The sequence below is a fragment of the Kribbella sp. NPDC051587 genome (assembly GCF_044453945.1).
Classification (GTDB): Bacteria; Actinomycetota; Actinomycetes; order Propionibacteriales; family Kribbellaceae; genus Kribbella.
Map to the genome: position 1 here is coordinate 28,913 of NZ_JBITDE010000011.1, position 25,582 is coordinate 54,494.

27 protein-coding genes and 1 riboswitch are annotated in these 25,582 nt (G+C 68.8%); of the genes, 9 read left to right on the forward strand and 18 right to left on the reverse strand.

Features of this window, described 5'->3' with window-relative positions; all coding sequences use genetic code 11:
- Positions 1-9 precede the first annotated feature (9 nt).
- Genes ACIA49_RS31075 through ACIA49_RS31090 form a run of 4 tightly spaced genes read right to left on the reverse strand, consistent with a single transcriptional unit; the run spans position 10 to position 3,911 of the window.
- Entirely contained in the window at positions 10-996 is a 987-nt protein-coding gene (locus ACIA49_RS31075) for an ABC transporter ATP-binding protein (RefSeq protein ID WP_396381264.1), read from the reverse strand.
- Positions 993-1,991 carry an ABC transporter ATP-binding protein gene (locus tag ACIA49_RS31080; protein ID WP_396381265.1) on the reverse strand — a complete coding sequence of 333 codons (999 nt, stop codon included), beginning with the start codon at positions 1,989-1,991 and terminating at the stop codon, positions 993-995. Before ACIA49_RS31080 ends, ACIA49_RS31075 begins: the two co-directional genes overlap by 4 nt.
- Positions 1,984-2,982, reverse strand: a complete 999-nt coding sequence (locus tag ACIA49_RS31085) for an ABC transporter permease (protein WP_396381266.1) — start codon at positions 2,980-2,982, stop codon at positions 1,984-1,986. Before ACIA49_RS31085 ends, ACIA49_RS31080 begins: the two co-directional genes overlap by 8 nt.
- Positions 2,982-3,911: an ABC transporter permease gene (locus ACIA49_RS31090; RefSeq protein WP_396381267.1), complete on the reverse strand. Its 930-nt coding sequence runs from the start codon at positions 3,909-3,911 to the stop codon at positions 2,982-2,984. The genes ACIA49_RS31085 and ACIA49_RS31090 overlap by 1 nt, the downstream gene beginning before the upstream one ends.
- A gap of 144 nt (positions 3,912-4,055) precedes the next feature.
- Here ACIA49_RS31090 and ACIA49_RS31095 point away from each other — a divergent pair, with 144 nt between their 5' ends.
- From ACIA49_RS31095 to ACIA49_RS31110, 4 genes are all read left to right on the forward strand, one after another.
- Complete coding sequence (locus ACIA49_RS31095; protein WP_396381269.1) at positions 4,056-4,937, forward strand: alpha/beta fold hydrolase; 882 nt, start codon at positions 4,056-4,058, stop codon at positions 4,935-4,937.
- Between the two features lie 57 nt (positions 4,938-4,994).
- On the forward strand, positions 4,995-5,993 hold the full coding sequence (locus ACIA49_RS31100) for a TerC/Alx family metal homeostasis membrane protein (RefSeq protein WP_396381270.1): 999 nt from the start codon (positions 4,995-4,997) through the stop codon (positions 5,991-5,993).
- An 81-nt stretch (positions 5,994-6,074) separates the two neighbouring features.
- A complete protein-coding gene (locus tag ACIA49_RS31105; protein ID WP_396381271.1) occupies positions 6,075-6,647 on the forward strand; it encodes a hypothetical protein in 573 nt (190 codons plus the stop codon).
- 92 nt (positions 6,648-6,739) lie between these two features.
- Complete coding sequence (locus tag ACIA49_RS31110; RefSeq protein ID WP_396381272.1) at positions 6,740-6,910, forward strand: hypothetical protein; 171 nt, start codon at positions 6,740-6,742, stop codon at positions 6,908-6,910.
- Between the two features lie 3 nt (positions 6,911-6,913).
- Here ACIA49_RS31110 and ACIA49_RS31115 read toward each other — a convergent pair whose 3' ends face one another.
- Genes ACIA49_RS31115 through ACIA49_RS31125 form a run of 3 tightly spaced genes read right to left on the reverse strand, consistent with a single transcriptional unit; the run spans position 6,914 to position 8,728 of the window.
- Positions 6,914-7,558, reverse strand: a complete 645-nt coding sequence (locus ACIA49_RS31115; RefSeq protein ID WP_396381273.1) for a hypothetical protein — start codon at positions 7,556-7,558, stop codon at positions 6,914-6,916.
- Positions 7,559-7,580: 22 nt separating this feature from the next.
- Positions 7,581-8,237, reverse strand: a complete 657-nt coding sequence (locus ACIA49_RS31120) for a hypothetical protein (protein WP_396381274.1) — start codon at positions 8,235-8,237, stop codon at positions 7,581-7,583.
- Positions 8,234-8,728 (reverse strand): RNA polymerase sigma factor, encoded by a 495-nt coding sequence (locus tag ACIA49_RS31125; RefSeq protein WP_396381275.1) that lies wholly within the window; start codon positions 8,726-8,728, stop codon positions 8,234-8,236. Before ACIA49_RS31125 ends, ACIA49_RS31120 begins: the two co-directional genes overlap by 4 nt.
- 168 nt (positions 8,729-8,896) lie before the next feature.
- Here ACIA49_RS31125 and ACIA49_RS31130 point away from each other — a divergent pair, with 168 nt between their 5' ends.
- From ACIA49_RS31130 to ACIA49_RS31150, 5 genes are read left to right on the forward strand one after another with little or no spacing between them, the layout of a single operon-like run.
- Positions 8,897-9,250, forward strand: coding sequence for a hypothetical protein (locus tag ACIA49_RS31130; protein ID WP_396381277.1), 354 nt, complete (start codon positions 8,897-8,899; stop codon positions 9,248-9,250).
- On the forward strand, positions 9,235-10,461 hold the full coding sequence (locus tag ACIA49_RS31135) for a histidine kinase (protein WP_396381278.1): 1,227 nt from the start codon (positions 9,235-9,237) through the stop codon (positions 10,459-10,461). The genes ACIA49_RS31130 and ACIA49_RS31135 overlap by 16 nt, the downstream gene beginning before the upstream one ends.
- On the forward strand, positions 10,452-11,096 hold the full coding sequence (locus ACIA49_RS31140) for a response regulator (protein WP_396381280.1): 645 nt from the start codon (positions 10,452-10,454) through the stop codon (positions 11,094-11,096). The genes ACIA49_RS31135 and ACIA49_RS31140 overlap by 10 nt, the downstream gene beginning before the upstream one ends.
- 34 nt (positions 11,097-11,130) lie before the next feature.
- A complete protein-coding gene (locus ACIA49_RS31145) occupies positions 11,131-12,648 on the forward strand; it encodes a TldD/PmbA family protein (protein ID WP_396381281.1) in 1,518 nt (505 codons plus the stop codon).
- The gene (locus ACIA49_RS31150) at positions 12,645-14,051 is read left to right on the forward strand and encodes a metallopeptidase TldD-related protein (RefSeq protein ID WP_396381283.1); all 1,407 of its coding nucleotides are present in this window, start codon (positions 12,645-12,647) and stop codon (positions 14,049-14,051) included. The genes ACIA49_RS31145 and ACIA49_RS31150 overlap by 4 nt, the downstream gene beginning before the upstream one ends.
- 54 nt (positions 14,052-14,105) lie before the next feature.
- Here the strand turns inward: ACIA49_RS31150 and ACIA49_RS31155 are convergent, their stop codons facing one another.
- From ACIA49_RS31155 to ACIA49_RS31205, 11 genes are all read right to left on the reverse strand, one after another.
- The gene (locus ACIA49_RS31155) at positions 14,106-14,546 is read right to left on the reverse strand and encodes a DUF805 domain-containing protein (protein ID WP_396381284.1); all 441 of its coding nucleotides are present in this window, start codon (positions 14,544-14,546) and stop codon (positions 14,106-14,108) included.
- 96 nt (positions 14,547-14,642) lie between these two features.
- Complete coding sequence (locus tag ACIA49_RS31160; RefSeq protein WP_396381285.1) at positions 14,643-15,305, reverse strand: class I SAM-dependent methyltransferase; 663 nt, start codon at positions 15,303-15,305, stop codon at positions 14,643-14,645.
- An 82-nt stretch (positions 15,306-15,387) separates the two neighbouring features.
- Positions 15,388-16,968 (reverse strand): IucA/IucC family protein, encoded by a 1,581-nt coding sequence (locus ACIA49_RS31165; protein ID WP_396381286.1) that lies wholly within the window; start codon positions 16,966-16,968, stop codon positions 15,388-15,390.
- Positions 16,969-17,056: 88 nt separating this feature from the next.
- Positions 17,057-18,361: a serine hydrolase domain-containing protein gene (locus ACIA49_RS31170; RefSeq protein WP_396381287.1), complete on the reverse strand. Its 1,305-nt coding sequence runs from the start codon at positions 18,359-18,361 to the stop codon at positions 17,057-17,059.
- A gap of 40 nt (positions 18,362-18,401) precedes the next feature.
- The gene (gcvP, locus tag ACIA49_RS31175) at positions 18,402-21,233 is read right to left on the reverse strand and encodes an aminomethyl-transferring glycine dehydrogenase (protein ID WP_396381288.1); all 2,832 of its coding nucleotides are present in this window, start codon (positions 21,231-21,233) and stop codon (positions 18,402-18,404) included.
- A gap of 77 nt (positions 21,234-21,310) precedes the next feature.
- Positions 21,311-21,401, reverse strand: a riboswitch (glycine riboswitch).
- A 21-nt stretch (positions 21,402-21,422) separates the two neighbouring features.
- The gene (locus ACIA49_RS31180; protein WP_396381289.1) at positions 21,423-22,043 is read right to left on the reverse strand and encodes a MerR family transcriptional regulator; all 621 of its coding nucleotides are present in this window, start codon (positions 22,041-22,043) and stop codon (positions 21,423-21,425) included.
- Between the two features lie 190 nt (positions 22,044-22,233).
- Positions 22,234-22,728 (reverse strand): bifunctional nuclease family protein, encoded by a 495-nt coding sequence (locus ACIA49_RS31185; RefSeq protein WP_396381291.1) that lies wholly within the window; start codon positions 22,726-22,728, stop codon positions 22,234-22,236.
- Between the two features lie 23 nt (positions 22,729-22,751).
- Positions 22,752-23,411 (reverse strand): MerR family transcriptional regulator, encoded by a 660-nt coding sequence (locus ACIA49_RS31190; RefSeq protein ID WP_396381292.1) that lies wholly within the window; start codon positions 23,409-23,411, stop codon positions 22,752-22,754.
- A complete protein-coding gene (locus ACIA49_RS31195) occupies positions 23,398-23,928 on the reverse strand; it encodes an FHA domain-containing protein (RefSeq protein WP_380157571.1) in 531 nt (176 codons plus the stop codon). Before ACIA49_RS31195 ends, ACIA49_RS31190 begins: the two co-directional genes overlap by 14 nt.
- A gap of 130 nt (positions 23,929-24,058) precedes the next feature.
- Positions 24,059-24,442 carry a glycine cleavage system protein GcvH gene (gene gcvH, locus ACIA49_RS31200; RefSeq protein ID WP_396381294.1) on the reverse strand — a complete coding sequence of 128 codons (384 nt, stop codon included), beginning with the start codon at positions 24,440-24,442 and terminating at the stop codon, positions 24,059-24,061.
- Positions 24,443-24,466: 24 nt separating this feature from the next.
- Positions 24,467-25,582 (reverse strand): DUF881 domain-containing protein, encoded by a 1,116-nt coding sequence (locus tag ACIA49_RS31205; RefSeq protein WP_396381295.1) that lies wholly within the window; start codon positions 25,580-25,582, stop codon positions 24,467-24,469.

Genomic DNA, 25,582 nt, shown 5'->3' on the forward strand with positions numbered 1-25,582 from the left:
CGTGTCCTCTCAGGAGATGGGGGGCTCGGGGAAGTAGCAGGCGGCTCTGTGTTCAAGGTGCAGTTCAGTCTGGCCCTGGACTACTTCGAGTACAGGTCGATCCGTGGCACAGATGTCTTCGGCCTTGTAACAGCGGGTCCGGAACGGGCAGCCCGACGGCGGTGCGATCGGGGTCGGTACGTCGCCGGTCAGCACGATCCGGTCCCGCGTCACCCCGGGTTCCGGAACCGGTACGGCGGACAGCAGCGCCTTCGTGTACGGATGAGCCGGCGACGCGTAGACCTGGTCCGCCGGACCCTCCTCGACGATCGTGCCGAGATACATCACGGCCACCCGGCTCGCGACCTGCCGGACCACGGCCAGGTCGTGTGCGACGACGACGTACGAGAGACCGAGCTCGTCGCGCAGATCGGCGAGCAGGTTCAGCACCTGAGCCTGGACGGAGACGTCGAGTGCCGACACCGGCTCATCGCAGATCAGCAGGTCGGGGCTGACGGCGAGCGCCCGGGCGATCCCGATCCGCTGCCGCTGCCCGCCGGAGAACTCGTGCGGGTACCGCTCCAGGTGCTCCTCGGACAGGCCGACCTTCTGCAGCAACTCGACCAGTTGAGCCCGGGTCGGCCGCGTCCCCTGCGCACGGAACGGCGTACTGAGAATCGTGCCGACCGACTGCCGCGGGTTCAGCGAGGCCTGCGGGTCCTGGAAGACCATCTGGACCGTACGGCGAACTGGCCGCAGCCGTCGGCCACGGAACCGGGTGACGTCCTTGCCGCCGATCTCGATCCGGCCCGAGGTCGGATCGAGCAGCCGGGTGGCGACCCGCGCCAGCGTCGACTTGCCCGAACCGGACTCGCCGACCAGCCCGACCGTCTCGCCCTTGCGGACCACGAGGCTGACCCCGTCGACCGCCTTCACCATCTGGGCAGCACGCCACGGCACACCGCGCAGACCGAAGTACTTGCGCACACCGTCCAGCCGCAACAACTCGTCGCTCATGCGGTCGCCTCCGGTCGGCGGCCCAGATGGCACGCGGCTTCGTGGTCGCCCTCACCGGGACGCGGCGTCAGCTCGGGCCGCTCGGTGATGCAGCGCTCGCCGACCCGCTCGGTGTACGCGCAGCGCGGCTGGAACGGGCAACCGGTCTTGATCGACCCCGGCGACGGCGGCGATCCCGGGATGGTGACCAACCGCGGCTTCGGCGGTACGTCGATCCGCGGCATCGCGCCGAGCAGTCCCAGCGAATAGGGATGCGCGGCCCGGTAGAACAGATCGCGTACCGTCCCGCGCTCGGCCGCGCGACCGGCGTACATGACCAGTACGTCGTCCGCGACCTCCGCGACCACGCCCAGATCATGCGAGATGAGGACGAGCGCCGTACCGAACTCTTCCTGGACGTCGGCCAGCAGCTGCATGATCTGCGCCTGCACGGTGACGTCGAGCGCCGTCGTCGGCTCGTCGGCGATCAGCACGCGCGGGTCGTTCACGAGAGCCATAGCGATCACGACCCGCTGCCGCATTCCCCCGGAGAATTCGTGGGGGTAGCTCTTCGCGCGCCGCGCGGCGTCCGGGATGCCGACCTTGTCGAGCATCTCGACGGCCCGCTTGAACGCGACCTTCTTCGAGACGTCGTGGTGCAGCCGGTACGCCTCGGCGACCTGCCAGCCGACCGTGTAGTACGGATTGAGCGCCGACAACGCGTCCTGGAAGACCAGCGCGATGTCGTTCCCGCGGATCTTGCGCAGCTCGTCCGCGGGCAGGCCGACCAGCTCGCGACCGTCGAGCAGCACCTCGCCCTTGACCTCGGCGTTCGACGGCAGGATGCCCATCACGGCGGCCGAGCTGACGCTCTTGCCCGAGCCCGACTCCCCCACGATCGCCAGCGTCTGCCCGGGCGCGACGGCGAAGTCGATGCCGTCGACGGCCGGCACCAGGCCACCCTCGGTGTCGAACGTGACGCGCAGGTCGTGGACCTCCAGCACCGGCTCAGCCATGACTCACCCTCGGGTCCAGAGCGCCGTGCACTATGTCCACCACCAGGTTCGCGAGGATGATCAAGAATGCCGAGAACAGGGTGACCCCGACGACGACGGCGACGTCCAGCTGACCGACCGCGCTGATCAGCAGCTCGCCGAGCCCCTGCATGCTGAACACCTTCTCGGTCAGGATCGCTCCACCGAGCAGACCGCCGAGGTCGAGACCGAACAGGGTCACGATCGGTACGAGTGCGCCCCGCAGACCGTGGGTGACCACGACCCGTACCTCGCCGGCACCCTTCGCCCGCGCGGTGGTGATGTGGTCGAGGTTCAGCTCCTCGAGCATCTGCGATCGCGTCAGCCGGATGTACGACGCCGCCGACAGCACCGCGAGCACCAACCACGGCGTCACCAGGTGCCAGGCCCAGTCGACCGGGCTCTCGGTCAGCGGCACGTACCCGTTGACCGGGACCATGTTCAGCCAGAACCCGAAGACCAGGATCGCCAGCAGACCGAGCAGGAACGACGGCGTCGACACCCCGATCAGCGCGACCCCGACCGCCAGCCGGTCGAGCAGCTTGCCGCGGTTCAGCGCGGCGACCACGCCCAGCGAGACGCCGATGATCAGCCACAGTACGGCGGCCCCGATGGCGATCGACGCCGTCACCGGGAGGCGGTCGATGATCAGCGTGGTCACCGGGCGGGCGAGCGGGAACGAGTACCCGAAGCAGGGGGCGTCGCAGTGCACCGCGGCCGCGCCGTCGCCGTACGTGCGACCGGCGAAGATGCCCTTGAGGAAGGCGAGGTACTGCTGGATCGTGCTCTGGTCCAGCTGCATGAAATGGCGCGCCTGCTCGAGCCGGTCCGGCGTACAGGGCTTGCCGCAGGCGAGATGGGCCGGGTCGGCCGGGATCGCGTAGAAGACCAGGTAGACGGCCAGGCTCAGCGCGAGCATGACGAGCAGTGCGGCGAACAGCCGCCGGATGACGAACCAGACGATGTCGGGCATCAGTGCGTCCTCCGCAGCCGTACGTCGAACGCGTCCCGGACGCCGTCGCCGAGCAGCGTGAAGCCGAGCACGGCCACGAACAGCGCGATGCCCGGGAAGACCATGAACCACGGATCGGCGCCGGTGTAGACCCACGCGATCGAGTCCGAGATCGAGCGGCCGAGACTTGGTGTCGGCGGTGGGACCCCGACGCCCAGGAAGGACAGCGCGGCCTCGGCACCGATGTAGCCGGGGATCGACAGGGTCGCGATCACGAGAACCGGGCCGAGCAGGTTCGGCAGCAGCTCACGGGTGATCACCCACCAGCCGCTCGAGCCGACGCTCCGGGCAGCCTCGACGAACTCGCGAGTGACCAGCGAGCGAGCCTGCGCCCGGATCAGCCGGGCCAGTCCGGCCCAGCCGAAGAAGCTCAGGACGCCGATCAGCAGCAACGGCCGCGGCACCTTGGCCGGCACGATGATGCCGAGGGCAATCATGAAGACGAGCTGCGGGAACCCGAACAGGAAGTCCAGCAGCCGGGACAGCACGGCGTCGAACCAGCCGCCGACGTACGCCGCGGTGATCCCGAGCAGCGTGCCGATCACGGTCGTGACCGCGGTGACCACGATCGCGATCACCAGCGACGTCCGCAGGCCGAGCACCACGATCGAGAACAGGTCCCGCCCGGTCAGCGGCTCCACCCCGAACCAGTGCTCACCGCTCGCGCCGCCGAACGATCCGCGCGGCGCGTTCCCGCGGGCCGGATCGAGCAGGTCGATGTGATAGGTGAACGCATCCTGCCCCGACAACTTCACCAGCAGCGGCGAGACCGCCGCGACCACGATCAGCGCGACGACCAGCACCAGACCGACCCGCGCGCTCCGATCCCGTCGTACCCGGCGCAAGGCCTGCCGGGTCGGCGAGAGTGCCCCGGCAACTGACGAACTCACACACACTCCTGACGAGTTGTTTCAAACAGCCGACACAAGCTAGGCGGCATCCTCCCACCCCCCGGACCGCATCTTGAATCCTGAGAATCTCGACTCGGTAACTCCGGATTCGTTTACCTCCTGTCGTCCGGCTACTCTCCGCGCATGACAGCGGCAACTGACGGCGAACTGCGCATCGGCTCCAGACTGCTCAAGTACACTCTCTACGGTCCCACCGACGGTTTTCCGGTGGTCTCCCTCGGCGGGACGTCCAGCACCCGCTGGAAACGTCCATCGGTCGTCGAAGCCATCGCGGCTGCCGGTCTGCTGATGGCCGTCCCCGATCGCCCCGGGTACGGCGGCTCCACCCGTCAGCCCGGTCGTTCGGTCGCCGACGCGGCCGGTGACGTCGCCCTGCTGGCCGATCACCTGGGGTGGTCGACCTTCGCCGTGACCGGCGGTTCCGGCGGCGGCCCGCACGCTCTCGCCTGCGCGGCGCTCCTGTCCGACCGGGTCATCCGCTGCGCCAGTGTCGGCGGCATCGCCCCGCCCCTTACCCACGACCCCGAACCCACCGAGGCCGAGGAGCAGGCCGACCCGCGCCGCGACCGGCACGCCTGGCAGGCCGCCCGTGACGTGAACGTCCTCCGGCCCGAGCTCGAGGTGAGCTTCGCACGGGTCATGGCCGCCGTCGAGGCCGGTGGCCCGGAGTTCCCGCCGGACCCGCACGACCCCGCGCCGCCGGCGCCGCCCGCTCGCGACGACCCGGAAGCGATGGCGCGACTCACCGCCACCTTCGTCACCAGCATGGACGGAGTGCTCGACGACCTCGTGGCCTTCGCCACGCCCTGGGGCTTCGACCTCGCCGATGTCCGGGTCCCGACCAGCATCTGGCATGGCACCGCCGACGAGCGCGCCGGCAAGCAGGCCGGCTACCTGATCGAGGCGCTGCCGGCCGCCGAAGCCATCCAGTACGTCGGTGCGCACGCGCCGCCGACCGCGGCGTACCGGGAAATTCTCCGATGGTTGCGCGGCGCAACTAACTGAGCTGGTCCGACTCGGTAGGCTCGGCTGCACCAACCGCCGAAGGATGACGGAGGAACCGTGCTCGAACTCAGTGGGTCGACGTGGGCGATCACGATCGGGTTGATCGTCGTACTGCTGGCAGTGGATCTGTTGCTCGCGGCACTGCGGCCGCATCGGGTCGGGTTCAAGGAGGCGGCCGCCTGGTCGGTGTTCTACGTCGCGGTGGCGGTCGCGTTCGGCCTGTGGTTCATGAGCCAGTACGGCGGCGACTTCGGCGCGCAGTACTTCGCGGGCTACATCGTCGAGAAGAGCCTGTCGGTCGACAACCTGTTCGTGTTCGTGATCATCATGACCACGTTCGCCGTACCGGAGGAGCATCAGCACAAGGTGCTGACCTTCGGCATCGTGCTCGCGCTGGTGATGCGGGCGGCGTTCATCGCGCTCGGGGCGACGCTGCTCTCGCTGTTCTCCTTCATGTTCCTGATCTTCGGGCTGCTGCTGCTCTACACGGCGGTGCAACTGTTCCGGCACCGTGACGAGGATCCCGACGTCGAGAACAACGTGATCGTGAAGACCGCCCGGCGCGTCCTGCCGGTCAGCGAGGAGTACGTCGGCGGCAAGCTGACGGCGCGGATCGACGGGCGGAAGGTCGTCACGCCGCTGTTCGTCGTACTGGTCGCGATCGGTGGCGTCGACCTGCTCTTCGCCCTGGACTCGATCCCGGCGGTGTTCGGTGTCACGGACGAGGCCTACATCGTGTTCGCGGCCAACGCCTTTGCACTACTGGGGTTGCGGGCGTTGTTCTTCCTGGTGAAGGGGTTGCTCGATCGGCTCGTGTACCTGTCGGCCGGGCTGGCCGTCATCCTCGCGTTCATCGGCGTGAAGCTGATCCTGCACTGGGCGCACGTGGACATCCACGACGGCATTCCGGAGGTCTCCACCCCGGTCAGCCTCGGCGTGATCATCGGCATCCTGGTGATCGTCGTCGTCGCCAGCCTGCTCAAGACCCGCAACGACCCGACCGCCACCGCGCACGCCGGGTCCCTGCACGGCCAGCGAAAAACCTCGGACGAGTAGTCAACCTTCCGCTCCCCTGCCGTCATCTCCAGTCATGTGCAGCCACGATGGCTGTGCGAAAACTCGAGGGGACACAGAGAGATGAAGAAGTTCGGGGTTCTGACCGGTATCGCGGCGGTGGCGGGCGCGGGCGCCGTGCTGATCGGTGGCGTGCTGCCGAGCGACGCAGCCGTTGCCTCCAGCAACAGCCAGTTCGTGAAGCGGTACTTCGCCGTCAGCGACGGCCCGCACGCCAGCGCCTACGTGCCGAAGACCTGGAAGCACCAGACGCTCGGCGCTTGGCAGGACAAGTTCTCCGACGCCAAGCACAACCAGGCGGTCCGCTTCAACACGGCATACAACGCCAACATCAGCACCACGCAGGCGATGAAGCGCAAGGTCGTCGCCCTCAAGCACGTCCGCGGCCTGCACGTCGTCAGCACCTCGACTGCGTCGATGAAGTCCACCTCCGGCCAGGGTCCGCTGACCGTCAGTACGGTCGTCTACACCTACCGCAGCGGCAAGACCACCCGCTGGGTCGCCGACCGCTTCCTCGGCGTCGAGGGCGGCAAGTCCGCCGAGGTCGAGATCGCCGTCGCCGGTGCGCCGAAGGACTACAAGTACCTCGGGACCGTCCTGCTCACCGCGACCCGCTCGATCGGCCTCGGCAACTGAGTTCGGCGGTCGATGTCAAGAACGACTCAGCGGCTCCGACGTACCTCGTGATGGCACCCGGGAGCGGGTGCCCGAAGCAGGAGCGTGGAGCGATGGAAGCGTTGAGCATGGTTTTGAACACCAAGCTGGTGGCTGAGGAGATGCGGCACTCCGTGCATGGCGAGATGGCCATCGAGCGACCGAAGCGCCGTCTGTGGTCCGCATTGCGGCGGAAGCGGACCACAGCGGTCGGCCGGCGGGTGCACTCGGCTCGACTGGCGTGACTGTCAGTCGGCGTCGACCAGGTCCCAGCGGCGCTGGCGCAGGAAGCGGCCGGCCGCCCAGGCGAGCGCTGCGCCGACGAGGACGCCGGGCAGGATCCAGCGCCAACCGGTGAAGACGCTGGTCGCTACAACCTGGGCCTGGGGCTGCGGCGCAGGCTGTACGTCGGGCTCCGGTGGTGGTGCAGGCGATGAGTAGTCGAGGGTGGTGGGACCGCCGTAGAACTTGGAGTCGCCGGGGAGCAGCTTCAGTGAGCTCAGCAGCTTGGTCAGGGCGACCGGCTCGGTCGAGCGATGCCAGACCGGCTTGCCCAGCGTCGGCGAGCCGTCGAGTGACTCGCTGGTGGCGATCCATGGGCCGCCTGGGGCGTCGGGGTAGATGATGTCGATCCGCCAGACGTTCATGTCATGAATGAGCCAGGTGGCGCGCACGAAGTTCCCGCTCTGGTGGTCAGGCGAGTCCGGCTCTTTATGGGCACCCTCAAGACTGGTGAGCGCCTGTAGCTCGCTGTACCGCGGATCGTCGTACCCGAAGGCGGTGACGCGGGGCGGTGCGCTGAGCAGCACGCTGGTGGGACCACCCGCGTACGCGGGAGCGGCCATGGTGAGCATCGCGAGTACGGCGAAGAAGGCGAGCGTCCGTCGGATCATGTAGTGGGTACACCGCCGCACGTCAGAAGGTTCCGGCGGCCACCTGGATCGCCCGCTGTTTGGTGGCACCTTCGAGCCGGAAGGTCGTGCCGTTCAGCTCCCAGACCAGCGTGGGGCCGGCGATCCGCAGCACCTGCTCGTTCACCAGCACCAGCTCGTGCGGGGTGCTGAACCAGTAGCCGTTGACCTGCTTGATGTACTCGAGCGATTCGTAGTGCTGCTTGAGATACATCGGCGAGATCCCCGTGCGGAACTGTTCGAGCCGCAGGCTGCCCCAGCTCATGGCGACGAAGTCCTGCGACGCATTCACGGCGTCCGGCTGGCCCAAGTCCTTGGGGAGTACCGGAGTGAAGCCGGCGACCTGCGCAGCCTGCTCCAGAGACATCGCTCCCGAAGCTCTAGGCACAGGAGGTGCGCTCGCCGGTGGAGTGCCACCCGGGACAGCCTGCACTCCCCCGATCCGCAGCCACTCGGCCACAGTCGCGCGCACCGGCGGTGTCAGCGCCAGCCCGGCCAGCAGCACACACAGACCGGCCACGAAAGCCCGCCAGCGGTCGCGCAAGCGCCGTCGTACCGGCATGTCGGCCACGCGTGCCAGGACGGCAGCAGTCAGCTCGGAGTCGACCGGCGGTACCTCCACGGACCGTCCCAACGCGCGCAGCTCGTCATCCAGATTCATGGCAGCACCTCCTTCCGTAGTCGCTCCAGGGCCCGCGACAGCCGCGACTTGACCGTCCCACGCGGCCAACCGAGCACCGTCGCTGTCTCCTGCTCATCCAGCTCCAGCAAGTACCGGCACGTCACCACCAGCCGCTGTGCCTCCGGCAGACCCTGTACGGCGCTCAGCAGCTCAGCCCGTCGTTCCAGCGACACCGTCTCCTCGGCGGGATCCAGTACGACGTCCAGTGGCGCAGCGACCTCTTCCCGGCGACTGCGACGCGAACGCGATCGCAGGCAGTTCTTCGTCTCGTTCGCCACGATCCGCAGCAGCCACGGCCGGAAAGCAGCACCACCACGGAACTCACCCAGCGCCCGGTACGCCTTCACGAACGACTCCTGGACGACGTCGTCCGCGTCCGCACCGGCCCCGAGCAACACCGCCGTACGGTGAGCGATCGGCGCATGCAGCAGCACCAACTCGCCGTACGCGGCGGAGTCCCCGCCACGCACCCGAGCCAGAATCGCCGCCTCATCCACTGCGCTGATCCGGACCTCCTCAACCTCTCGGACACTCTCACTACACCGCCGCTGATCGTCCGGTTCCAGTGTGGCTAGACCCACCCAGGTGTGGGGCTGGACCTGTACTGGGCGACGCAGCCGATTTCTAACGTCGTGAGTATGAAAAACACAGTGAAGAAGTGCATCGGACTGTACGGCGTGGCTAGCGCGGTAGTGCTGAGTGTGGTGATCGCGACGGCTGCGACGCACGGGACGGTCAGCACGTTCATGTGGGTGCGCTCGGTACTGCTGCTGGCCATCACCCCCGTGCTCTACCGGCTCAGCGAACAGCGCCTGCGGACTCTGACGACCGTGTTGCCGATCGCGATCATCGGCGTCGACCTGATCCCTGGCGTCTGCCCGGTGTGGTTCGCCGCGCTCCAGGCAGCGTCTGTGATCCCCTTGATCGCAGTAGCGGTCATGATCCGGCGGCAGCCGGCTGAAGGGACGAGGACAGCATGCGACGGCTCGTAGCGGCAGGGCGAGGTCTCGTGCTGCTGGCCCTGGCCACGGCGGTACCGGCGCTCTCGGTCGTCCCAGCCGTGCTGGGTGCTCTCACCGGACGGTCCTGGTCGCCGGCCAACCCCTGGACGTGGTTCGGCTGGCTGCTCATCCTCAGCGCCTGCGCGCTCGCCCTGGCCCGGCCGATCGGCACGCTGGTACGACGCCTCGCGAACAGCTGGTGCGGTCTCCAGCTCGAGGGTGGGTACCGGCCGCCCGGTCCGGAGCCGGTCCAGCTGTCGACCGGGCACTGGTGGAACGGCCACTCGTACGAACGGACCCGCCGGGACGCCGAGATGGATGCCCGCTGGCGGCGCGGGCTCGGCGATCCGGCGTACTGGCGAGACGTGCGCTGGCTTGGCATCTCGGCCATCACCGTCGCGCCGGTGTGCGCCGTACCGCCGGTCGCACTCGCCGGGGCCGTGGTTGCCTTCACGCGGTCGGCAGTTGCCGTCGGCATCGGCCTCACGCTGGTCGGGCTGCTGACCGCGCCGTACGCGTGGCTGGTCCTCCGCCCACTCGCCAGACGCTGGCTGCGGGCGCCAGAGAGCACCGACCGGGTGCGCGAGCTCGAGCTCCAGCGCGCGGATCTGACCAGGACACAGGCGGCAGAGATCCGGCGGATCGAGCGCGACCTGCATGACGGTGCGCAGGCACGGCTGGTCGCGGTCGGCCTGTCGCTGGCCACAGCCGAACGCCTCATGGACACCGACCCCGACCGCGCGAAGGCGCTGCTCCGCGAGGCCCGGGAGGGCACCTCCACCTCACTCGCCCAGCTGCGCGACCTCGTCCGCGGCGTCCACCCACCGGTGCTCGCCGAACGCGGGCTGGTCGATGCGATCCGTGCACTCGCACTCGACAGCGCACTCGAAGTCACTGTCGTCTCTCACCTTGGGCAACGCCTCGACGCGCCGATCGAAGCCGCGGCCTACTTCAGCGTGGCCGAGCTGCTGGCGAACGCCACCAAGTACGCCGAAGCCTCCACGGTGCAGGTGGAACTCCGCCAAGCCGGTACGACGCTCTCCGTGCTCGTGACGGACACCGGCCCGGGCGGCGCTGTCGCCGTACCGGGTGGTGGACTGGACGGGATCACCCGGCGGCTGAGTGCCTTCGACGGCACTCTGACACTGGACAGCCCGCCTGGTGGGCCGACCCTGGCACGGATGGAGATCCCATGCGAATAGTCGTCGCCGAAGACCTCTACCTGCTCCGCGACGGGCTGGTTCGGCTACTCGAGACGTTCGGCCACGAGGTGGTCGCGACCGCAGCCACCGGACCGGAGACGCTCCACGCCCTCCTGACACACCGTCCGGACGTCGCGGTCGTCGACGTACGGATGCCGCCCACCAACACCGACGAGGGGCTGACCGCCGCGCTCAGCGCTCGCCGCGAGGTCCCTGGGCTACCGGTGTTGATCCTCTCGCAGCATGTCGAGCAGCTGTACGCCCGTGAGCTGATCGCCGACCAGGCAGGCGGCGTCGGCTACCTCCTGAAGGACAGCGTGTTCGACGCCGACCAGTTCATCGACGCTCTCGAACGCGTCGCCGCCGGTGGCACCGCACTCGATCCGGCCGTCGTCACCAAGCTCCTCGCCCGCCCGGCCGCCGAGCCGCATCTGGCCCGGCTGACCGAGCGTGAGCGGTCCGTCCTCGCCCTGATGGCAGAGGGGTTGTCGAACAGCGCGATCGCCCAGCGCCTGTTCCTCAGCGACAGCGCGATCAGCAAGTACACGACCACGACCTTCGACAAGCTCGGTATCCAGGCCGACGACTCCGCCAACCGGCGCGTCCTGGCGGTCCTGGCCTACCTCAAAGTCTGAGCGGGTCGACCGCCGGGTGTATAGGGTCGGGAGCGTGCCAGACATCGATGAATCCTTCCTTGCCCTTCCCCGGCAGGAGCTTGCGGAGGCCGCGTTGCAGCGGGCGCGAGACCTCGGGGCCACCTTCGCGGAGTTCCGGCTGGAGCGGATCCGGTCGGAGTCGATCTCGCTGCGCGACAGCGTGCTGGAGAGTGCGAGCGACGGCGAGGACCTGGGCCTCGCGGTGCGCGTCGTGCACGACGGCACGTGGGGTTTCGCGGCCGGGGTCGCGCTGACGACGGACGCCGCGGTCCAGGTGGCCGAGCAGGCCGTCAACATGGCCCTGGTGTCGCGGCCGATCAACGCGGAGCCGATCGAGCTCGCCGACGAGCCGGTGTACGACGACGTCACGTGGGTCTCGGCGTACGAGATCGATCCGTTCAGCGTGCCGCGGAGCGAGAAGGTCGCGCTGCTGACCGACTACAGCGACCGGCTGCTCAAGGCGGACGGCGTCGCGCACACGAGCGTGCATGTCGCCACGGTCCACGAGTGCAAGTTCTACGCGAACACCGAAGGTACGTCGTACACGCAGCAGCGGGTGCGGATCGGTCCGGAGATCACCGCCTTCGCGATCGACGCCGAAACCGGCCGGTTCGACTCGATGACCACGCTGGCGCCGCCGGCCGGGCGTGGCTGGGAGTACATGACCGGCACCGGCTGGGACTGGGACGACGAGCTCGCGCAGGTCCCGGGCTGGCTGGCCGAGAAGATGGCCGCGCCGAGTGTCGAGGCCGGGGTGTACGACCTGGTCATCGACCCGAGCAACCTGTGGCTGACGATCCACGAGTCGATCGGCCACGCCACCGAGCTGGACCGCGCACTCGGCTACGAGGCCAACTACGCCGGCACCAGCTTCGCGACCACCGACAAGCTCGGCAACCTCAAGTACGGCTCGCCGGTCATGCACGTCACCGGTGACCGGACCGCCGAACACGGTCTGTCCACGGTCGGGTACGACGACGAGGGCGTGGCCGGTCAGCAGTGGGACCTGGTCAAGGACGGCGTACTGGTCGGCTACCAGGTCGACCGCCGGATGGCGAAGGTGAACGAGGAACTGCTCGGCACCGGCCGCTCCAACGGTTGTGCGTACGCCGATTCATCCGGCCACATCCCGATCCAGCGGATGGCCAACGTGTCGTTGCAGCCGGCCGAAGGCGGCCCCTCGACCGAGGAGCTGATCAGCCGGGTCGAGAACGGGATCTACATCGTCGGCGACAAGTCCTGGTCGATCGACATGCAGCGGTACAACTTCCAGTTCACCGGGCAGCGGTTCTACAAGATCACCAACGGCAAGCTGGACGGTCAGCTCCGCGACATCGCCTACCAGGCGACCACGACGGACTTCTGGGGCTCGATGGAGGCCGTCGGTGGCCCGGAGACCTACGTCCTGCACGGCGCGCTGAACTGCGGCAAGGCCCAGCCCGCGCAGTCCGGCGCCGTCAGTCACGGTTGCCCGTCCGCCCTGTTCCGGGGCGTCCGCATTCTCAACACCACGCAGGAGGCCGGCCGGTGACCGCCATTCAGCTCACCCCGCAGGACACCGTCGAGCGCGGGCTCGCGCTCGCAGCGGCCGAGGGGGCCGACGGGTGCGTGGTCATCGTCGCCGAGACCTCCAGCGCCAACCTGCGCTGGGCCAACAACACCCTGACCACCAACGGCTCGATGCGCGGCTCGCACGTCACCGTGATCGCCACGGTCGGCGCAGGCGAAGGTACGGCGACCGGAGTGGTCAGCCGGTCCGCAGTCACCGACGACTCGTTGCGCGAGCAGGTTTCGGCGGCGGTCGCGACCGCGCGGGCCTCGTCGCCGGCCGACGACGCCCGGCCGCTGATCGACGGCACCACCAGCCCGGACTGGGACGAGGAGGCGGCCGAGACCTCGGTCAGCGTCTACGAGAAGTTCGCTCCCGCACTCGGTGAGACCCTGCAGCGAGCCACCAGCGAAGGACGCTGGCTCTACGGTTTCGCCGACCACGAGGTCGTCACCCTGTACGTCGGTTCCTCGGCGGGGCTCCGTCTCCGGCACGCCCTCCCCCGCGGTTTCGTCACCGAGACCGGCAAGTCCGGTGACCTGAGCCAGTCCGCGTGGGTCGGTGCAGCCACGCGCGACTTCACCGATATCGATCCGCTGGCGTTCGACGCCGAGCTGACTCGGCGGCTGGGTTGGGCATCGCGGACGGTTGCCGTTGACCCCGGTCGGCATGCCACCGTGCTGCCGCCGACCGCGGTTGCCGACCTGACGACATACCTGTTCTGGCAGTTGGACGGGCGGCAGGCATTCGAGGGCCGCAGTGTGTTCTCGAAGCCGTCCGGTGGGACGCGGATCGGCGACTCGCTGGCGACCAAGCCGGTGCAGCTGCGTTCGGACCCGACACTGCCCGGGTTGGAGACGTTCCCGTTCGCGGTCGCACGCTCGTCGGGCGCTTCCGACAGCGTCTTCGACAACGGCCTCACGCTGACCGCCACCGACTGGATCCGCGACGGCAAGCTCGAGACGCTGATGACGAGCCGGCACACCGCCGAGCTGATCGGCGCTCCCGCCGCTGCGCCCGGGATCGACAACTATGCCTTGTCGATCGACGGCGCCACCGGTACGACGGACGACCTGGTCGCCGGTGTGGAGAACGGCCTGCTGCTGACCTGCCTGTGGTACATCCGGATGGTCGACCCGCAGACCTCGCTGCTGACCGGCCTCACCCGGGACGGCGTTTATCTGATCGAGAACGGTGAGGTGACCGGCGCGGTCAACAACTTCCGCTTCAACGAGAGCCCGGTCGACCTGCTCTCCCGGATCACCGCGGCCGGCGCGACCGTACCGTCGTTCTCCCGCGAGTGGGGCGACGAGTTCTCCCGGACGGCGACCCCGCCACTGCTGATTCCGGACTTCAACATGTCCAGCGTCAGCCAGGCCAGCTGACGACAACGCCCCGCGAACCTGCCGAAGGTTCGCGGGGCGTTGTCCGGCTGCGGATCAGACCGTCGGATAGCCCGGCTCGGCCCCACCGGGACCGGCGAAGCCCGGGCCGCGCTCGGCGGCCTTCGGGTCCGGCCCGAACCGGTTGTCACCCGGCGTCCCGTCCTGGGCCTGCCAGACGATGAACCAGATCCAGCCGATACACGGGATCAGCCAGATCAGGACCCACCAGCCCCTGCGGTCCTTGTCGTGCATCCGGCGGACCGACACCGCGATGCTCGGAATCGCCATCGCGAGGAACAGGATCGTCGAGATCCAGCCGGTGCGGCCGAACTTCGCGTCCGGGTCGCCGTAGTCGAGGCCCAGCAGCTTGTCCAGGATGCCTGCGACCACCAGGATGATGAACCAGAACAGGAAGTACATCCAGAACTCTTTGCGCCGTGCCCGGCCGTTGAACTCCGCGTACCGCTTCGTGATCACATCGGTGAACCACTGCATTGCCGCACTCCGATTCTCTCGAGGTGAGATGCGTCAGTGCACGCTGTCGCCTCGCTCGGCGGCCCGCAACGTGGCGCGCCGTACTTCGAGCGAACTTCACCTTTTCGCGACCGTGACCCGCCACATCCGGTGCGGTTTCGGGCCTTCGGCGTACGGCGTCGTGTCGACGGAGCGCCATCCGGCGGTGAGCTCGTCGAGCCGGGTCCGGTCGAAGAAGCGGCCGACGAACCCGTCGTGCTCCCACAGCCCGGCACCGAACTCCCGCCAGTTCGCCGCACACGGATCCTCCGCGGACCAGACGGCGTACACGAACAGCCCACCGGGTCGCAGCACCCGGTGGATCTCGCCGATCAGGCCGCGCAGCTCGTCCGGCGTGAAAGCCATGTTCAGCAGCAGATTGGCGAAGACCGCGTTCACCGTGGCGTCGGCCGGCGGCAACGGATCGCGGACGTCGTGCAGCGCGGCGGTGACCCGGTCGTCGAGCCCTTCGCGCTGTGCCTGCTGCCGCAACTGGTCGAGCGCGGTCTCGCTGAAGTCTGTGGCATGCACGCTGAATCCCTGCCTGGCCAGGAAAAGCGCGTCCCGGCCGTGCCCGGACCCGAGCTCGAGAACGTCATCGATGCCTGCGGCACCGAACGTCTCCGCCGCCCACCGCGCCGCCGCCGACGGTTCGGCCCCGTGCAGTTGCGGATGTCGCGCGTAAGCCGACTCCCACCGTTCCTGCTGAGCCCGTGCGAGCTCGACGTGTCCAGTATTCATAGTGCTCCCCGTGGTCGTCACGCCGGTCTGGACGATCGGCAGACCGCGCCAGCCTACAGTGCTCGATTCCGGGGAGTCTCGGTCACGCTGTGAGCGGGTTCGGGATGTTCAGGTAGAGGGTGGACAGATTCGCCTGGCAGGGCAGGGTGTCTGCGGTCAGCCAGCGGCGCGCGAGGCGGTCACCGTCGGGGCCGGCGGCCTTCAGTAGGGGCAGGGCGAGGATGAGTCGGTCCCGCACTACATCGAGCAGTTCTCCTTCGTCGGCGACCCCGTCTGCGGCCAGGCAGCCGACTACGGCCAGGGCCTGGTTGTAGAGGAGGCTGCAGGTGAGGCGGTCGTCTGCGGTGCTGTCGTCGACCACTGCGAGCGCAGAGTCTCGGAGGCCGGTGACGGCTAGCAGTCCGCGCAGGTACGACGATGCGAGGTAGTAGCCCTGGTTGTCGCGGTAGGCGCCGCCCTTGATCCGGCCGAGGCCGTCTAGGCGGATGAGAGTGTTCTGCTGATGGGCCTCGAGGCCGATGCCGGTCTCGGTGTACAGGTGCAGCATCGGGATGAGGACGCTGTCGACGTACTGCGCCACCCACGCGGCCGGGTCGTCGGCGGCGAACTCACTCAGGCGGCTGAGGCGGTCGGGGCGTGGCGCGACCAGTCCGGCCAAGCATGCATAACTGTTGACGTCATGCGGTACTTCACGCACCGCGACGTCAAGACCGGTCAAGGTGGGTCCACCTTCGTCAAGGGCGATCCAGGCGGGGTCGCGGACGATGGTGAAGCGGGGATGCGCTGTCGCCGTACCTGCGTTGTAGGCGGCGTCCAGCAGGCGATAGACCTCCAGGCCGCGGCGGAGCTCGGTCGGGGTCGACTCACGACGGGAGTTCGTGATGCGCAGACCCAGCGACAGCTTCAGCATCACCGGCAGGTCTGGGTGGTAGAGCGTGCGCATGCTCGACGTCGGGTACCACTGTGCGCCGTGCGGGCCGAGTTCTTTCACCCGGCCTTCCTCGAGCAGTTTGGCGACCCGCGGCCGTTGCCGCAGGGCTGCCGCCTGCCACGGGTGAGCCGGGATCAGTACCCGGCCCGCCGACGGAGTGATACCGGCCAGCGCGCCCATCAGCTGCACAGCGTCCAGTCCCTGCAGCGAGGGCGCGCCGGCCACCTGGTCCGAGGACACCAGTTCGGTGTCGGCCTCGAACCAGTGCACCGCGAAACGGCCACCGAGCTCGGGCGAGTACCTCGCCAGCTCGGCGCCGCTCAATCCGTCCCGGCTCTTGGGTGCCGGGTGGTTCAGTTGACCGAACAGCAACGCCTGCTCGATCTCCAGGAAGCGGCCGGGGCCACGGTCGGCCTCACCCGCGTCGACGAAGTACGCGACGTTGCGGACCGACTCCGCCGTCCGGGCGACCAGGTCGTCGACCTCCGCCGGGTCGGCGTCGGTCGACAGCAGCCGGACCAAGGCCTCCGGGGTCGGCGGGGCACCGTCCACCAGGACCTCGGTGAACTGGTGCCACCCGCTCCGCGAGGCGTGCTCGACCCGCGCCGTGACCGTCGAACCGCCGACGGTCAGCCGCATCACTCCGGCCGTCACCGGCACCGCAGCCTCACGCGTGTAGCAACGCAGAATCGCGTTCAGATGCGCCGCGACAGCCGTCTCGGTCGAAGTCACGCTCACTCTCCTGAAGTAAGGCAACACTTACTTAGGTGAGCCTAACTTCAAACCTCCTCCGTGGCCACCCGACTACACGTGGCCATCATCACTTCTCACCGTACGGCGTTCTGGTGAGGATGAAGGTGGCGAGGTTGAGGTGGTCGATGGCGGTGCCGGTGCGGACGACGCGGAGCCGCTCTCCCGCGAAGTAGCCGTCGCGTCCCTGGTAGAGATCCGGGCCGAGCGGCGTGAAGCGGCAGCTCATCGCACCCGACATCAGCAGTCCGCCGGCGCTGACGCCGATGGTGAGCGGAGTGTTGCCCCAGTACCAGTGGCCGAGCAGCTCGTCGCCGTGCTCTAGTTGCGGTTCCGGCAGCCACTCACGTGCGAGCACCGGCTCGTACCGGACCAGGGTCGTGATCAGCTCCGGCGCCAGCGACGCGACCTTGCCGTGCGTCGCGTTCCCCACCGTGACCGCGCCGATCCGCCGTATCCGATCGACGAACAGCCCGGCCAGAAAGCCCGGCATCGAGCCGGTATGCCCGAACAGCAGATAGGGGTCGTCGGCAATCAACCGCAACCCCAGCCCGTACGACGCTGTCAGCGCCTCGCGTGGATCCGCGGCCGTCGGTGCGGACATCTCGTCGACGGTGTCGCGGCTGAGCACCTCAGGGACCGGGTCGATCCAGAAGTTCGCGTAGCGCGCCAGGTCCTCGATGGTGCTCCACAACTGACCGGCCGGAGCCATCGCGCCGGAGTCGTAGGCCGGCTCCTCGATCAGCTGACCGCTGAACGGATGGACCGAGTACCCCTGGGCAGCGGCACCGAACGGGAAGTACGACGTACGCCGCATCTCCAGCGGATCGAGGATGCGCTCCTGGACGACGTCGAGCCAGGACTCACCACGCAGCCGCGCCACGAGCTCACCCAGCAACGCGTAGCCGAGGTTGGAGTAGTGGTGCCGTCGATCGGCCGGACCGGTCGCGTGCGACTCGTCCATGCTCGCGGCCAGCTCGTCGAACGAGACGCCCGGGTTGCGCTCCCACCAAGGGCCCTCGGGCTCGGCGTTCATCCCACCGCTGTGGGCGAGCAGGTGCCGCACCGTCCGGTCGCCGAACGCGATCCCGGGCAGATGCTTGCCGACGGCATCGTTCAGCGACAGCAGCCCCTCGTCGCGGCACTGCAGGACCAGGATCGCGGTCAGCGTCTTGGTGATCGACCCGATCCGGTACTGCACGTTCGACCCCGGCGCGAGCCCGGACGCGTTGGCGAACCGGCCACGCGCGCCCGTCCACACCAGCTCTCCGTCACGCACGACGCCGGCGGTCACCGACGGCAGTCTGGTCTCACTCTGGGCAGCTGCGATTGCGGCCAGCAGGGCGGCGTCGGTGTCGGCACGTACGTCGGTCACCCGCACGAGTATGCCTCGTGCGGGGTGAACAACGTGCCGATTACTCGAACGCCTCCGGGGAGGGGCAGGAGCAGATCAGGTTACGGTCGCCGTACGCGCCGTCGATGCGTCGGACCGGCGGCCAGTACTTCGAGGCGCGGTCGACCGACTGCGGGAAGGCGGCCTCTTCACGGGTGTAGGCGTGCTCCCACTTGTCGTTGATCACCGAGGCTGCCGTGTGCGGGGCGTTGACGAGCGGGTTGTCGTCGGCCGGCCACTCCCCTGCCGCGACCCGGTCGATCTCGTGCTTGATCGCGATCATCGCGTCACAAAAACGGTCGAGTTCTCCTAGATCTTCCGACTCCGTCGGCTCGACCATCAGCGTGCCCGCGACCGGGAACGACATCGTGGGCGCGTGGAAACCGTAGTCGACCAGGCGCTTGGCGACGTCGTCGACGCTGATGCCGGTCTCCTTGGTCATCGGCCGCAGGTCCAGGATGCACTCGTGGGCGACCAGGCCGTTCTCGCCGGTGTAGAGGACCGGGAAGGCGTTCTCGAGCCGCTTGGCCACGTAGTTCGCGGTCAGCACCGCGTTCTTCGTGGCGGCGGTCAGGCCCTCGCCACCCATCATCCGGATGTAGGCCCACGAGATCGCCAGGACACCGGCGGAGCCGAAGGGAGCGGCGCTGATCGGGCCGACGCCGGACTCGGGGCCGGCCTGGTCGAGCAGCGGGTGGTTCGGCAGGTACGGCGCGAGGTGCGCGGCGACCGCGACCGGGCCGACGCCCGGACCGCCACCACCGTGCGGGATGCAGAAGGTCTTGTGCAGGTTCAGGTGACTGACGTCGCCGCCGAACTGACCCGGCTTCGCGAGCCCGAGCAACGCGTTCAGGTTCGCACCGTCGACGTACACCTGGCCGCCGTGGTCGTGCACGATCTGGCAGACCTCGGTCACGCTCTCCTCGTACACCCCGTGGGTGGACGGGTAGGTGATCATGATCGCGGCCAGCTTGTCGGCGTGCTCGGTGGTCTTGGCGCGCAGGTCGTCCAGGTCGATCGTGCCGTCATCGTTGCCCTTGACAACGACAACCTTCATCCCGGCCATCACCGCCGACGCAGCGTTGGTTCCGTGCGCACTGGAAGGGATCAGGCAGACGTTGCGGTCCTCGTTGCCCTGGGCCCGGTGGTAGCCGCGGATCGCGAGCAGCCCGGCGAGCTCACCCTGCGAGCCGGCGTTCGGCTGGATGGACACCTTCGCGTACCCGGTGACCTCGGCCAGCCAGCGCTCCAGCTGACCGATCAGCTTCACGTAGCCGGCGGCGTCTTCGATCGGCGCCAGCGGGTGCATGTCCGCGAACTCCGGCCAGGTGACCGCTTCCATCTCGGTGGTCGCGTTCAGCTTCATCGTGCACGAGCCGAGCGGGATCATGCCGCGGTCGAGCGCGTAGTCCTTGTCGGACAGCTTGCGCAGGTAGCGCAGCATCGACGTCTCGGACCGGTGCGTGTTGAAGACCGGGTGCGTCAGGTACTCCGAGCTCCGCGGTACGGCGACCTCGGGCGCGGCCAGCGTGTCGTCGTACTGGACGCCGAAGGACTGGCAGACCCGGGTCAGCGCGGCGGCGTCGGTCTTCTCGTCGCAGGAGATGCCGACGTGGTCGGCGTCGACCTGGCGCAGCCAGATGCCGTTCTGACGAGCAGCGTCGACAACGTCCGCGGCCGCACCGGGAACGCGGGCCAGCACCGTGTCGAAGAAGTCGCCGTGGACAACCTCGACGCCGCCGGCGCGCAGCGACGCGGCCAGCTTGCCCGCGTAGTCGTGCACGCGGCCGGCGATCGCCTTCAGCCCATCCGGTCCGTGGTACACGGCGTACATGGAGGCGACGACGGCCAGCAGGACCTGCGCCGTACAGATGTTGGAGGTCGCCTTCTCGCGACGGATGTGCTGCTCACGGGTCTGCAACGCGAGCCGGTATGCCGGAGCGCCGTCCGCGTCGACCGAGACGCCGACGAGCCGGCCGGGCAGCGACCGCTCGAGACCGGCGCGGACCGAGATGAAGCCGGCGTGCGGACCGCCGTAGAAGAGCGGGACGCCGAAGCGCTGCGAGGAGCCGATGACGATGTCGGCCCCGGCCTCACCCGGCGCCTCGAGCAGCGTCAACGCGAGCAGGTCGGAGGCGACCGCGACCAGCGTCTCGCGCTCGTGCGCGGCGGCGATCAGCGGCTTCAGGTCGCGGACGGCACCGCCCGAGCCCGGGTACTGCACCAGGAAGCCGAAGAAGTCGCCCTCGGGCAGACCGTCGGTGGTGTCGGCGACGACCACCTCGATGTCGAGCGCCTCGGCGCGGGTCTGCACCACGGCGATCGTCTGCGCGAAGGTGTCCGCGTCGACCAGGAAGCGGTTCGACTTGCTCTTGCGGTTGGAGCGGTGCGCGAGCGTCATCGCCTCGGCGGCCGCGGTGCCCTCGTCGAGCAGCGACGCGTTCGCGGTCGGCAGCCCGGTCAGGTCGGAGACCACGGTCTGGAAGTTCAGCAGCGCCTCGAGCCGCCCCTGGGAGATCTCCGGCTGGTACGGCGTGTAGGCCGTGTACCAGGCCGGGTTCTCGACCAGCCGGCGGACGATCACCGACGGGGTGAAGGTGCCGTAGTAGCCCTGGCCGATCATCGAGGTGGCGACGTTGTTGCGGGCCGCGAGCTGGCGCAGCTCGGTCAGCGCGTCGACCTCGGAGGCCGGCTCCGGCAGCCGCAGCGGCTCGGTGGACCGGATCGAGGCCGGTACGGCGGCATCCGCGAGCGCGTCGACATCGGCGTACCCGAGGAGTTCGACCATCCGCGCGACCTCGTCCGGGCGGGGCCCGATGTGCCGGTCGGCGAAGATTGCTGAAATTTCCGTCATCAAAGAGGCTCCGTTGCTTGCAGTAGCTTCCGGGGGCCTCCCCCTCTGTCACGCACGAGTGCACGCTTCAGAGTCGCCTGACGCACCCGGTCCATGGGCCTGAGAGGTTCCGGGGAGGAATTGCCCCTTCGGCGCCCGGTTTGCACGGGTCTCTCCCGAGTGCGGTGAACAGCTAGCTGAAAGAGTACCTCAGCCCGTCATGCGGGCCCGGCGGCGGGCAGCGAGCTCGTCGCTCGCGTGGTTCTCGTCGTCGCCTTCGCCGTGACCGTCGGCACGCTCGGTCGGCAGCTCGGACAGCGAGCCCTCGACCTCCCGCCAGACGCCACCGAGCGCGATGCCGAAGACGCCCTGGCCACCGGCCAGCAGGTCGATGACCTCGTCCGGCGAGGTGCACATGTAGACCGACGCGCCGTCACTCATCAGCGTGATCTGGGTCAGGTCGTCGATGCCGCGCTTGCTCAGGTGGGCGATCGCGGTCCGGATCTGCTGCAGCGAGATGCCGGCGTCCAGGAGACGCTTGATCACCTTCAGCAACAGCACGTCACGGAAACCGTACAACCGCTGCGTGCCCGAGCCGGTCGCCGGACGCACCGACGGCGAGACCAGGCCGGTGCGGGCCCAGTAGTCCAGCTGACGGTAGGTGATCCCGGCCGCGGCACAGGCCGTCGGCCCACGGAACCCGACATCCTCCGGCATCGGCCGCAGGTCGTCGTCGAACAGCAAGCCCTGGACGCCGGCCGCGGCGGCCGCCTCGGCGCGTGCTTCGGACGTCGACTGCGCCGTCAGATCCGTGTCGCCGGTGCGTGTCACGCCTGAGCCTCCCTGGATACCTACTGGAACGAGTCACCTGCGTGGAGTAGCAGCACCCCACAACTCCTTCACGGTAAGCCGCCGACCAGAGAGGGTCAACGACAACCGCTCCGAGCCGAATGCGTGTCGCGGCTCCCGCACGAATCGTTACCTTCCCGGTCTTGCCTGGTTCAGGCGTGCCGGAGGGGTCTCAGCTCTTGTCGAAGTCTTCCGGGGTGATCTGGTCGAGGAACTCGCGGAAGCGCTCGACCTCCTCCTCTTCCTGGACCTCGTCGACGGCTCCGGACTCGCTCTCCGGCACCGGGATCCCGGCCTCGGCGAGGATCTCGTCGGCGCAGAAGACCGGCGTACCGGTCCGGAGCGCGATCGCGATCGAGTCCGACGGGCGGGCCGAGATCTCGGTCTTGTCGTCGAAGACCAGGATCGCCTCGAAGACGCCGTCGGTCAGGTTCACGATCCGGACCTGACTCAGCGTGTGCCCGAGCACCCGGATCGTCTCCGCGAACAGGTCGTGGGTCAGCGGCCGCGGTGGCTCCATCCCCTGCTGGGCGAACGCGATCGCACTCGCCTCGGCCGCCCCGATCCAGATCGGCAGGTACCGCTCGCCGCCGACCTCCTTGAGCAGCACGATGGGCTGACTCGAGGGCATCTCGACCCGGACTCCGACTACGTCGACTTCGCGCACGCCTCAACCCTACTCCGCGCCGGTCAGCGCGGCAGCCGGGATCTCACCAGTGCCGTGTGCAACCGCACAGTCAGCGCCGCCAGTTCCTGCGTCTGATCGGTACGGCGGGGTCCGGTCACCTGCTCGATCAGCCCTACCTCGCGGTCGGCCGCGGTCCGGAACGGCCGCAGGTGCCGCGGCTCGATCCCGTACGTCGCGAGCTCGGCCGCCACCTGCGCGACCACGATCGCGTCGCCGCCGTAATGCTTGCCCTCGGCCACGATCAGGCCGTGGCTCTCCAGTTCGGCGAGCAACGCCGTACTGACTCCGGCCGCCGCGCAGAGCTCCGCCCTGGTCAGCCGCAGGTCGGTGCCGGTGGCACCGAAGTCGTCGGCGGCCGGCCCGGCGGCCGGCGTACTGGGAGCGATCGGCGGTCCACCCGCGGCCGGGCGCAGTCCGCGGTCGAGGGCACCGAGATGCTCCTTGATGACCTTCAGCGGCAGGTACTGGTCGCGTTGTGCGGTCAGCACGTAGCGCAGCCGCTCGACATCGCCCGCGCTGAACTTGCGGTAGCCCGACGCGGTACGCGCCGGTGTCACCAGCCCCTCGGCCTCGAGGAAACGGATCTTGGAGATGGTGACATCGGTGAACTCGGCCTGCAGCAGTTGCAGGACCTCGCCGATCGACAGCTCAGGCTTGGCCACTGGCGTAGTAGACGAGCCGGTACTTGCCGATCTGGACCTCGTCGCCGTTGCTCAGCTGGACCTCGTCGATCCGGTCCCGGTTCACGTAGGTGCCGTTCAGGCTGCCGACGTCGCGGACCTTCACGCCGTACGCGTCGCGGCGGAACTCGGCGTGCCGGCGGGAGACCGTCACGTCGTCGAGGAAGATGTCGCTGTCCGGGTGCCGCCCGGCGGTGACCACGTCGACGTCGAGCAGGAACCGGCTGCCCGCGTTCGGGCCGCGCTGCACGATCAGCAGCGCCGACCCGGCCGGCAGTGCACCGACCGCGGCCTGGTCGTCGGCCGACAGCGGCTCGCCCTGGTCGAAGCGCTCGGTCTCCGGCTCGGCGCTGATCGGCGTCAGCATCGCGGTGTCCGTCACACCAGGCGTCGGCGTCGCGGCGGCCGGCCGGTCCGCCCCAGGGAGCATCGCTCCGCACTGCGAGCAGAAGCGGCTGCCCTCGGAGTTCTCGTGCCCGCACTGGTTGCAGAACGGCATGCTGTGATCCTCCCGATCGCCGTTAGGCGACGTTGTGTCGTAGACCCCGTGGAACAAGTGTGTACCCAGCCTCAACCCTCTACCAGCGGTTGAGGTCCGGTAAACCTAGCAGGCAGTACCCAGGACGTGCCTAGCTCGGGTCGAGCTGGCCCTGGTAGGTCTCGGCGTCCATCAGCGCCTCGACCTCGGCGATGTCGTCCACCTCGATGTCGAGCAGCCAGCCCTCGCCGTACGGGTCGGTGTTGACCAGGTCGGGCTGGTCGGCCAGCGCCTCGTTCACCGCGCGGACGGTGCCGTTCACCGGGGCGAACAGATCGCTCACGCTCTTGGTCGACTCGAGCTCGCCGCAGGCGTCACCGGCGCGCACCGCGCTGCCGACCTCGGGCAGCTGGACGTACACGATGTCGCCCAGCGCGTCCTGCGCGAAGTCGGTGATGCCGATCCGCACGGGAGCGTCTTCTCCGGCCTTCACCCATTCGTGCTCGGCCGTGTACTTCAGGTCTTCGGGGTACACCGTCGTTCCTCTTTCTCGAAGGAATTACTTGGTCGGGCTGGGCGCCGGGCGAGCGTAGCGATGCTCCTCCTGCGCGTGCAAGGCGGTGATGGAGACGCTGGATTCCTCCTGCACGTCCGCCGTACCGCCGATCTGGGGACCGGTCACCTCACTGACCAGACCACCAGGAAAGTTGGACGCCTCGGCCAGGCTGTGCGAGTCGCCGATCGCCTCGATCACGTACGGCGAGTTCACCTTGGTGCCGTCGATCTGGATACCGGGGGCGTCGTCGACGAAGTCCGTGCTGGCCACGACCCGCGCCGTACCGTTGATCTGGATCGCCTCGGCGCCGGCGTCGCGCAGCTCCTCGATCGCGTCGAGCAGGTTGCTCGAGGTCATCTTGCCCTGCGGATCGTTCAGCGTGATCCGGATCCCGGGGCCCCGGGCGGGCAGCGTGCCGGCCAGGATGCCGAGCGTCCGGATCTGGGCGTCGGCCTGCTCCTGCGCGGTCTTGGCCTTGTTGGCGCTGGACGAGAGCGTGTTCTTGCGCTCCTCCAGCTCGGCGATCTCGCTCTCCAGCCGCCGGGTGTTCTGGCCGAGGCCGTCGAGGATCGCGATCAGGTCCTCACGGCGCGCGTTCTGGTAGCCGTCGTCAGCCCGGTTCACCCGGACCTGGACGACCGCGGTCGCGGCGACCAGGGCGAGGACCACGGCCACGATCGCCTGGCCGCGGGACGGCTTGAAGCCGGCCTTCAGCCGCCGGAGCGCGAGGTTCGGGGTGCGCGGCTTCTTCGCGGACGGCATCGGCGTCGGTTCCACCGGGTGCGCCTGCTCGGGCTTGGGCTCCGGCCGTGGCTCTGGTCGCGGTTCCGGCCGTGGCTCGGGCTTGGTGACCGGTGGGTCGAAGCGCGGTGGCTTGGCGTGCTCCGACTTCGGGCGGCGCGCGGGATCGTCCGGCGTACCGGCCTTCTTCTCCTCGGCGGGCTGCGCGGCCTTAGGGGCCTCGGCAGGCTTAGGGGCCTCGGCAGGCTTGGGGGCGTCGGCGGGCTTCGGGGGGTCGGCGGGTTTGCCGTCGGCGCTCCACCAGCTGGCGACGACCGTCGGCTGGTCGTCCGCGGCGGTCTTGTCGGGCTCCGGGGTGTCCGGCTTGTCGTCGCTCAT

What these genes read in the sequence shown, in the direction of transcription:
- ACIA49_RS31075 (WP_396381264.1), bottom strand. Translation starts at nt 996, where the DNA reads ATGAGCGACGAGTTGTTGCGGCTGGACGGTGTGCGCAAGTACTTCGGT.
- ACIA49_RS31080 (WP_396381265.1), bottom strand. Translation starts at nt 1,991, where the DNA reads ATGGCTGAGCCGGTGCTGGAGGTCCACGACCTGCGCGTCACGTTCGAC.
- ACIA49_RS31085 (WP_396381266.1), bottom strand. Translation starts at nt 2,982, where the DNA reads ATGCCCGACATCGTCTGGTTCGTCATCCGGCGGCTGTTCGCCGCACTG.
- ACIA49_RS31095 (WP_396381269.1), top strand. Translation starts at nt 4,056, where the DNA reads ATGACAGCGGCAACTGACGGCGAACTGCGCATCGGCTCCAGACTGCTC.
- ACIA49_RS31105 (WP_396381271.1), top strand. Translation starts at nt 6,075, where the DNA reads ATGAAGAAGTTCGGGGTTCTGACCGGTATCGCGGCGGTGGCGGGCGCG.
- ACIA49_RS31110 (WP_396381272.1), top strand. Translation starts at nt 6,740, where the DNA reads ATGGAAGCGTTGAGCATGGTTTTGAACACCAAGCTGGTGGCTGAGGAG.
- ACIA49_RS31115 (WP_396381273.1), bottom strand. Translation starts at nt 7,558, where the DNA reads ATGATCCGACGGACGCTCGCCTTCTTCGCCGTACTCGCGATGCTCACC.
- ACIA49_RS31120 (WP_396381274.1), bottom strand. Translation starts at nt 8,237, where the DNA reads ATGAATCTGGATGACGAGCTGCGCGCGTTGGGACGGTCCGTGGAGGTA.
- ACIA49_RS31130 (WP_396381277.1), top strand. Translation starts at nt 8,897, where the DNA reads ATGAAAAACACAGTGAAGAAGTGCATCGGACTGTACGGCGTGGCTAGC.
- ACIA49_RS31135 (WP_396381278.1), top strand. Translation starts at nt 9,235, where the DNA reads ATGCGACGGCTCGTAGCGGCAGGGCGAGGTCTCGTGCTGCTGGCCCTG.
- ACIA49_RS31140 (WP_396381280.1), top strand. Translation starts at nt 10,452, where the DNA reads ATGCGAATAGTCGTCGCCGAAGACCTCTACCTGCTCCGCGACGGGCTG.
- ACIA49_RS31155 (WP_396381284.1), bottom strand. Translation starts at nt 14,546, where the DNA reads ATGCAGTGGTTCACCGATGTGATCACGAAGCGGTACGCGGAGTTCAAC.
- ACIA49_RS31160 (WP_396381285.1), bottom strand. Translation starts at nt 15,305, where the DNA reads ATGAATACTGGACACGTCGAGCTCGCACGGGCTCAGCAGGAACGGTGG.
- gcvP (WP_396381288.1), bottom strand. Translation starts at nt 21,233, where the DNA reads ATGACGGAAATTTCAGCAATCTTCGCCGACCGGCACATCGGGCCCCGC.
- ACIA49_RS31195 (WP_380157571.1), bottom strand. Translation starts at nt 23,928, where the DNA reads ATGCCGTTCTGCAACCAGTGCGGGCACGAGAACTCCGAGGGCAGCCGC.
- ACIA49_RS31205 (WP_396381295.1), bottom strand. Translation starts at nt 25,582, where the DNA reads ATGAGCGACGACAAGCCGGACACCCCGGAGCCCGACAAGACCGCCGCG.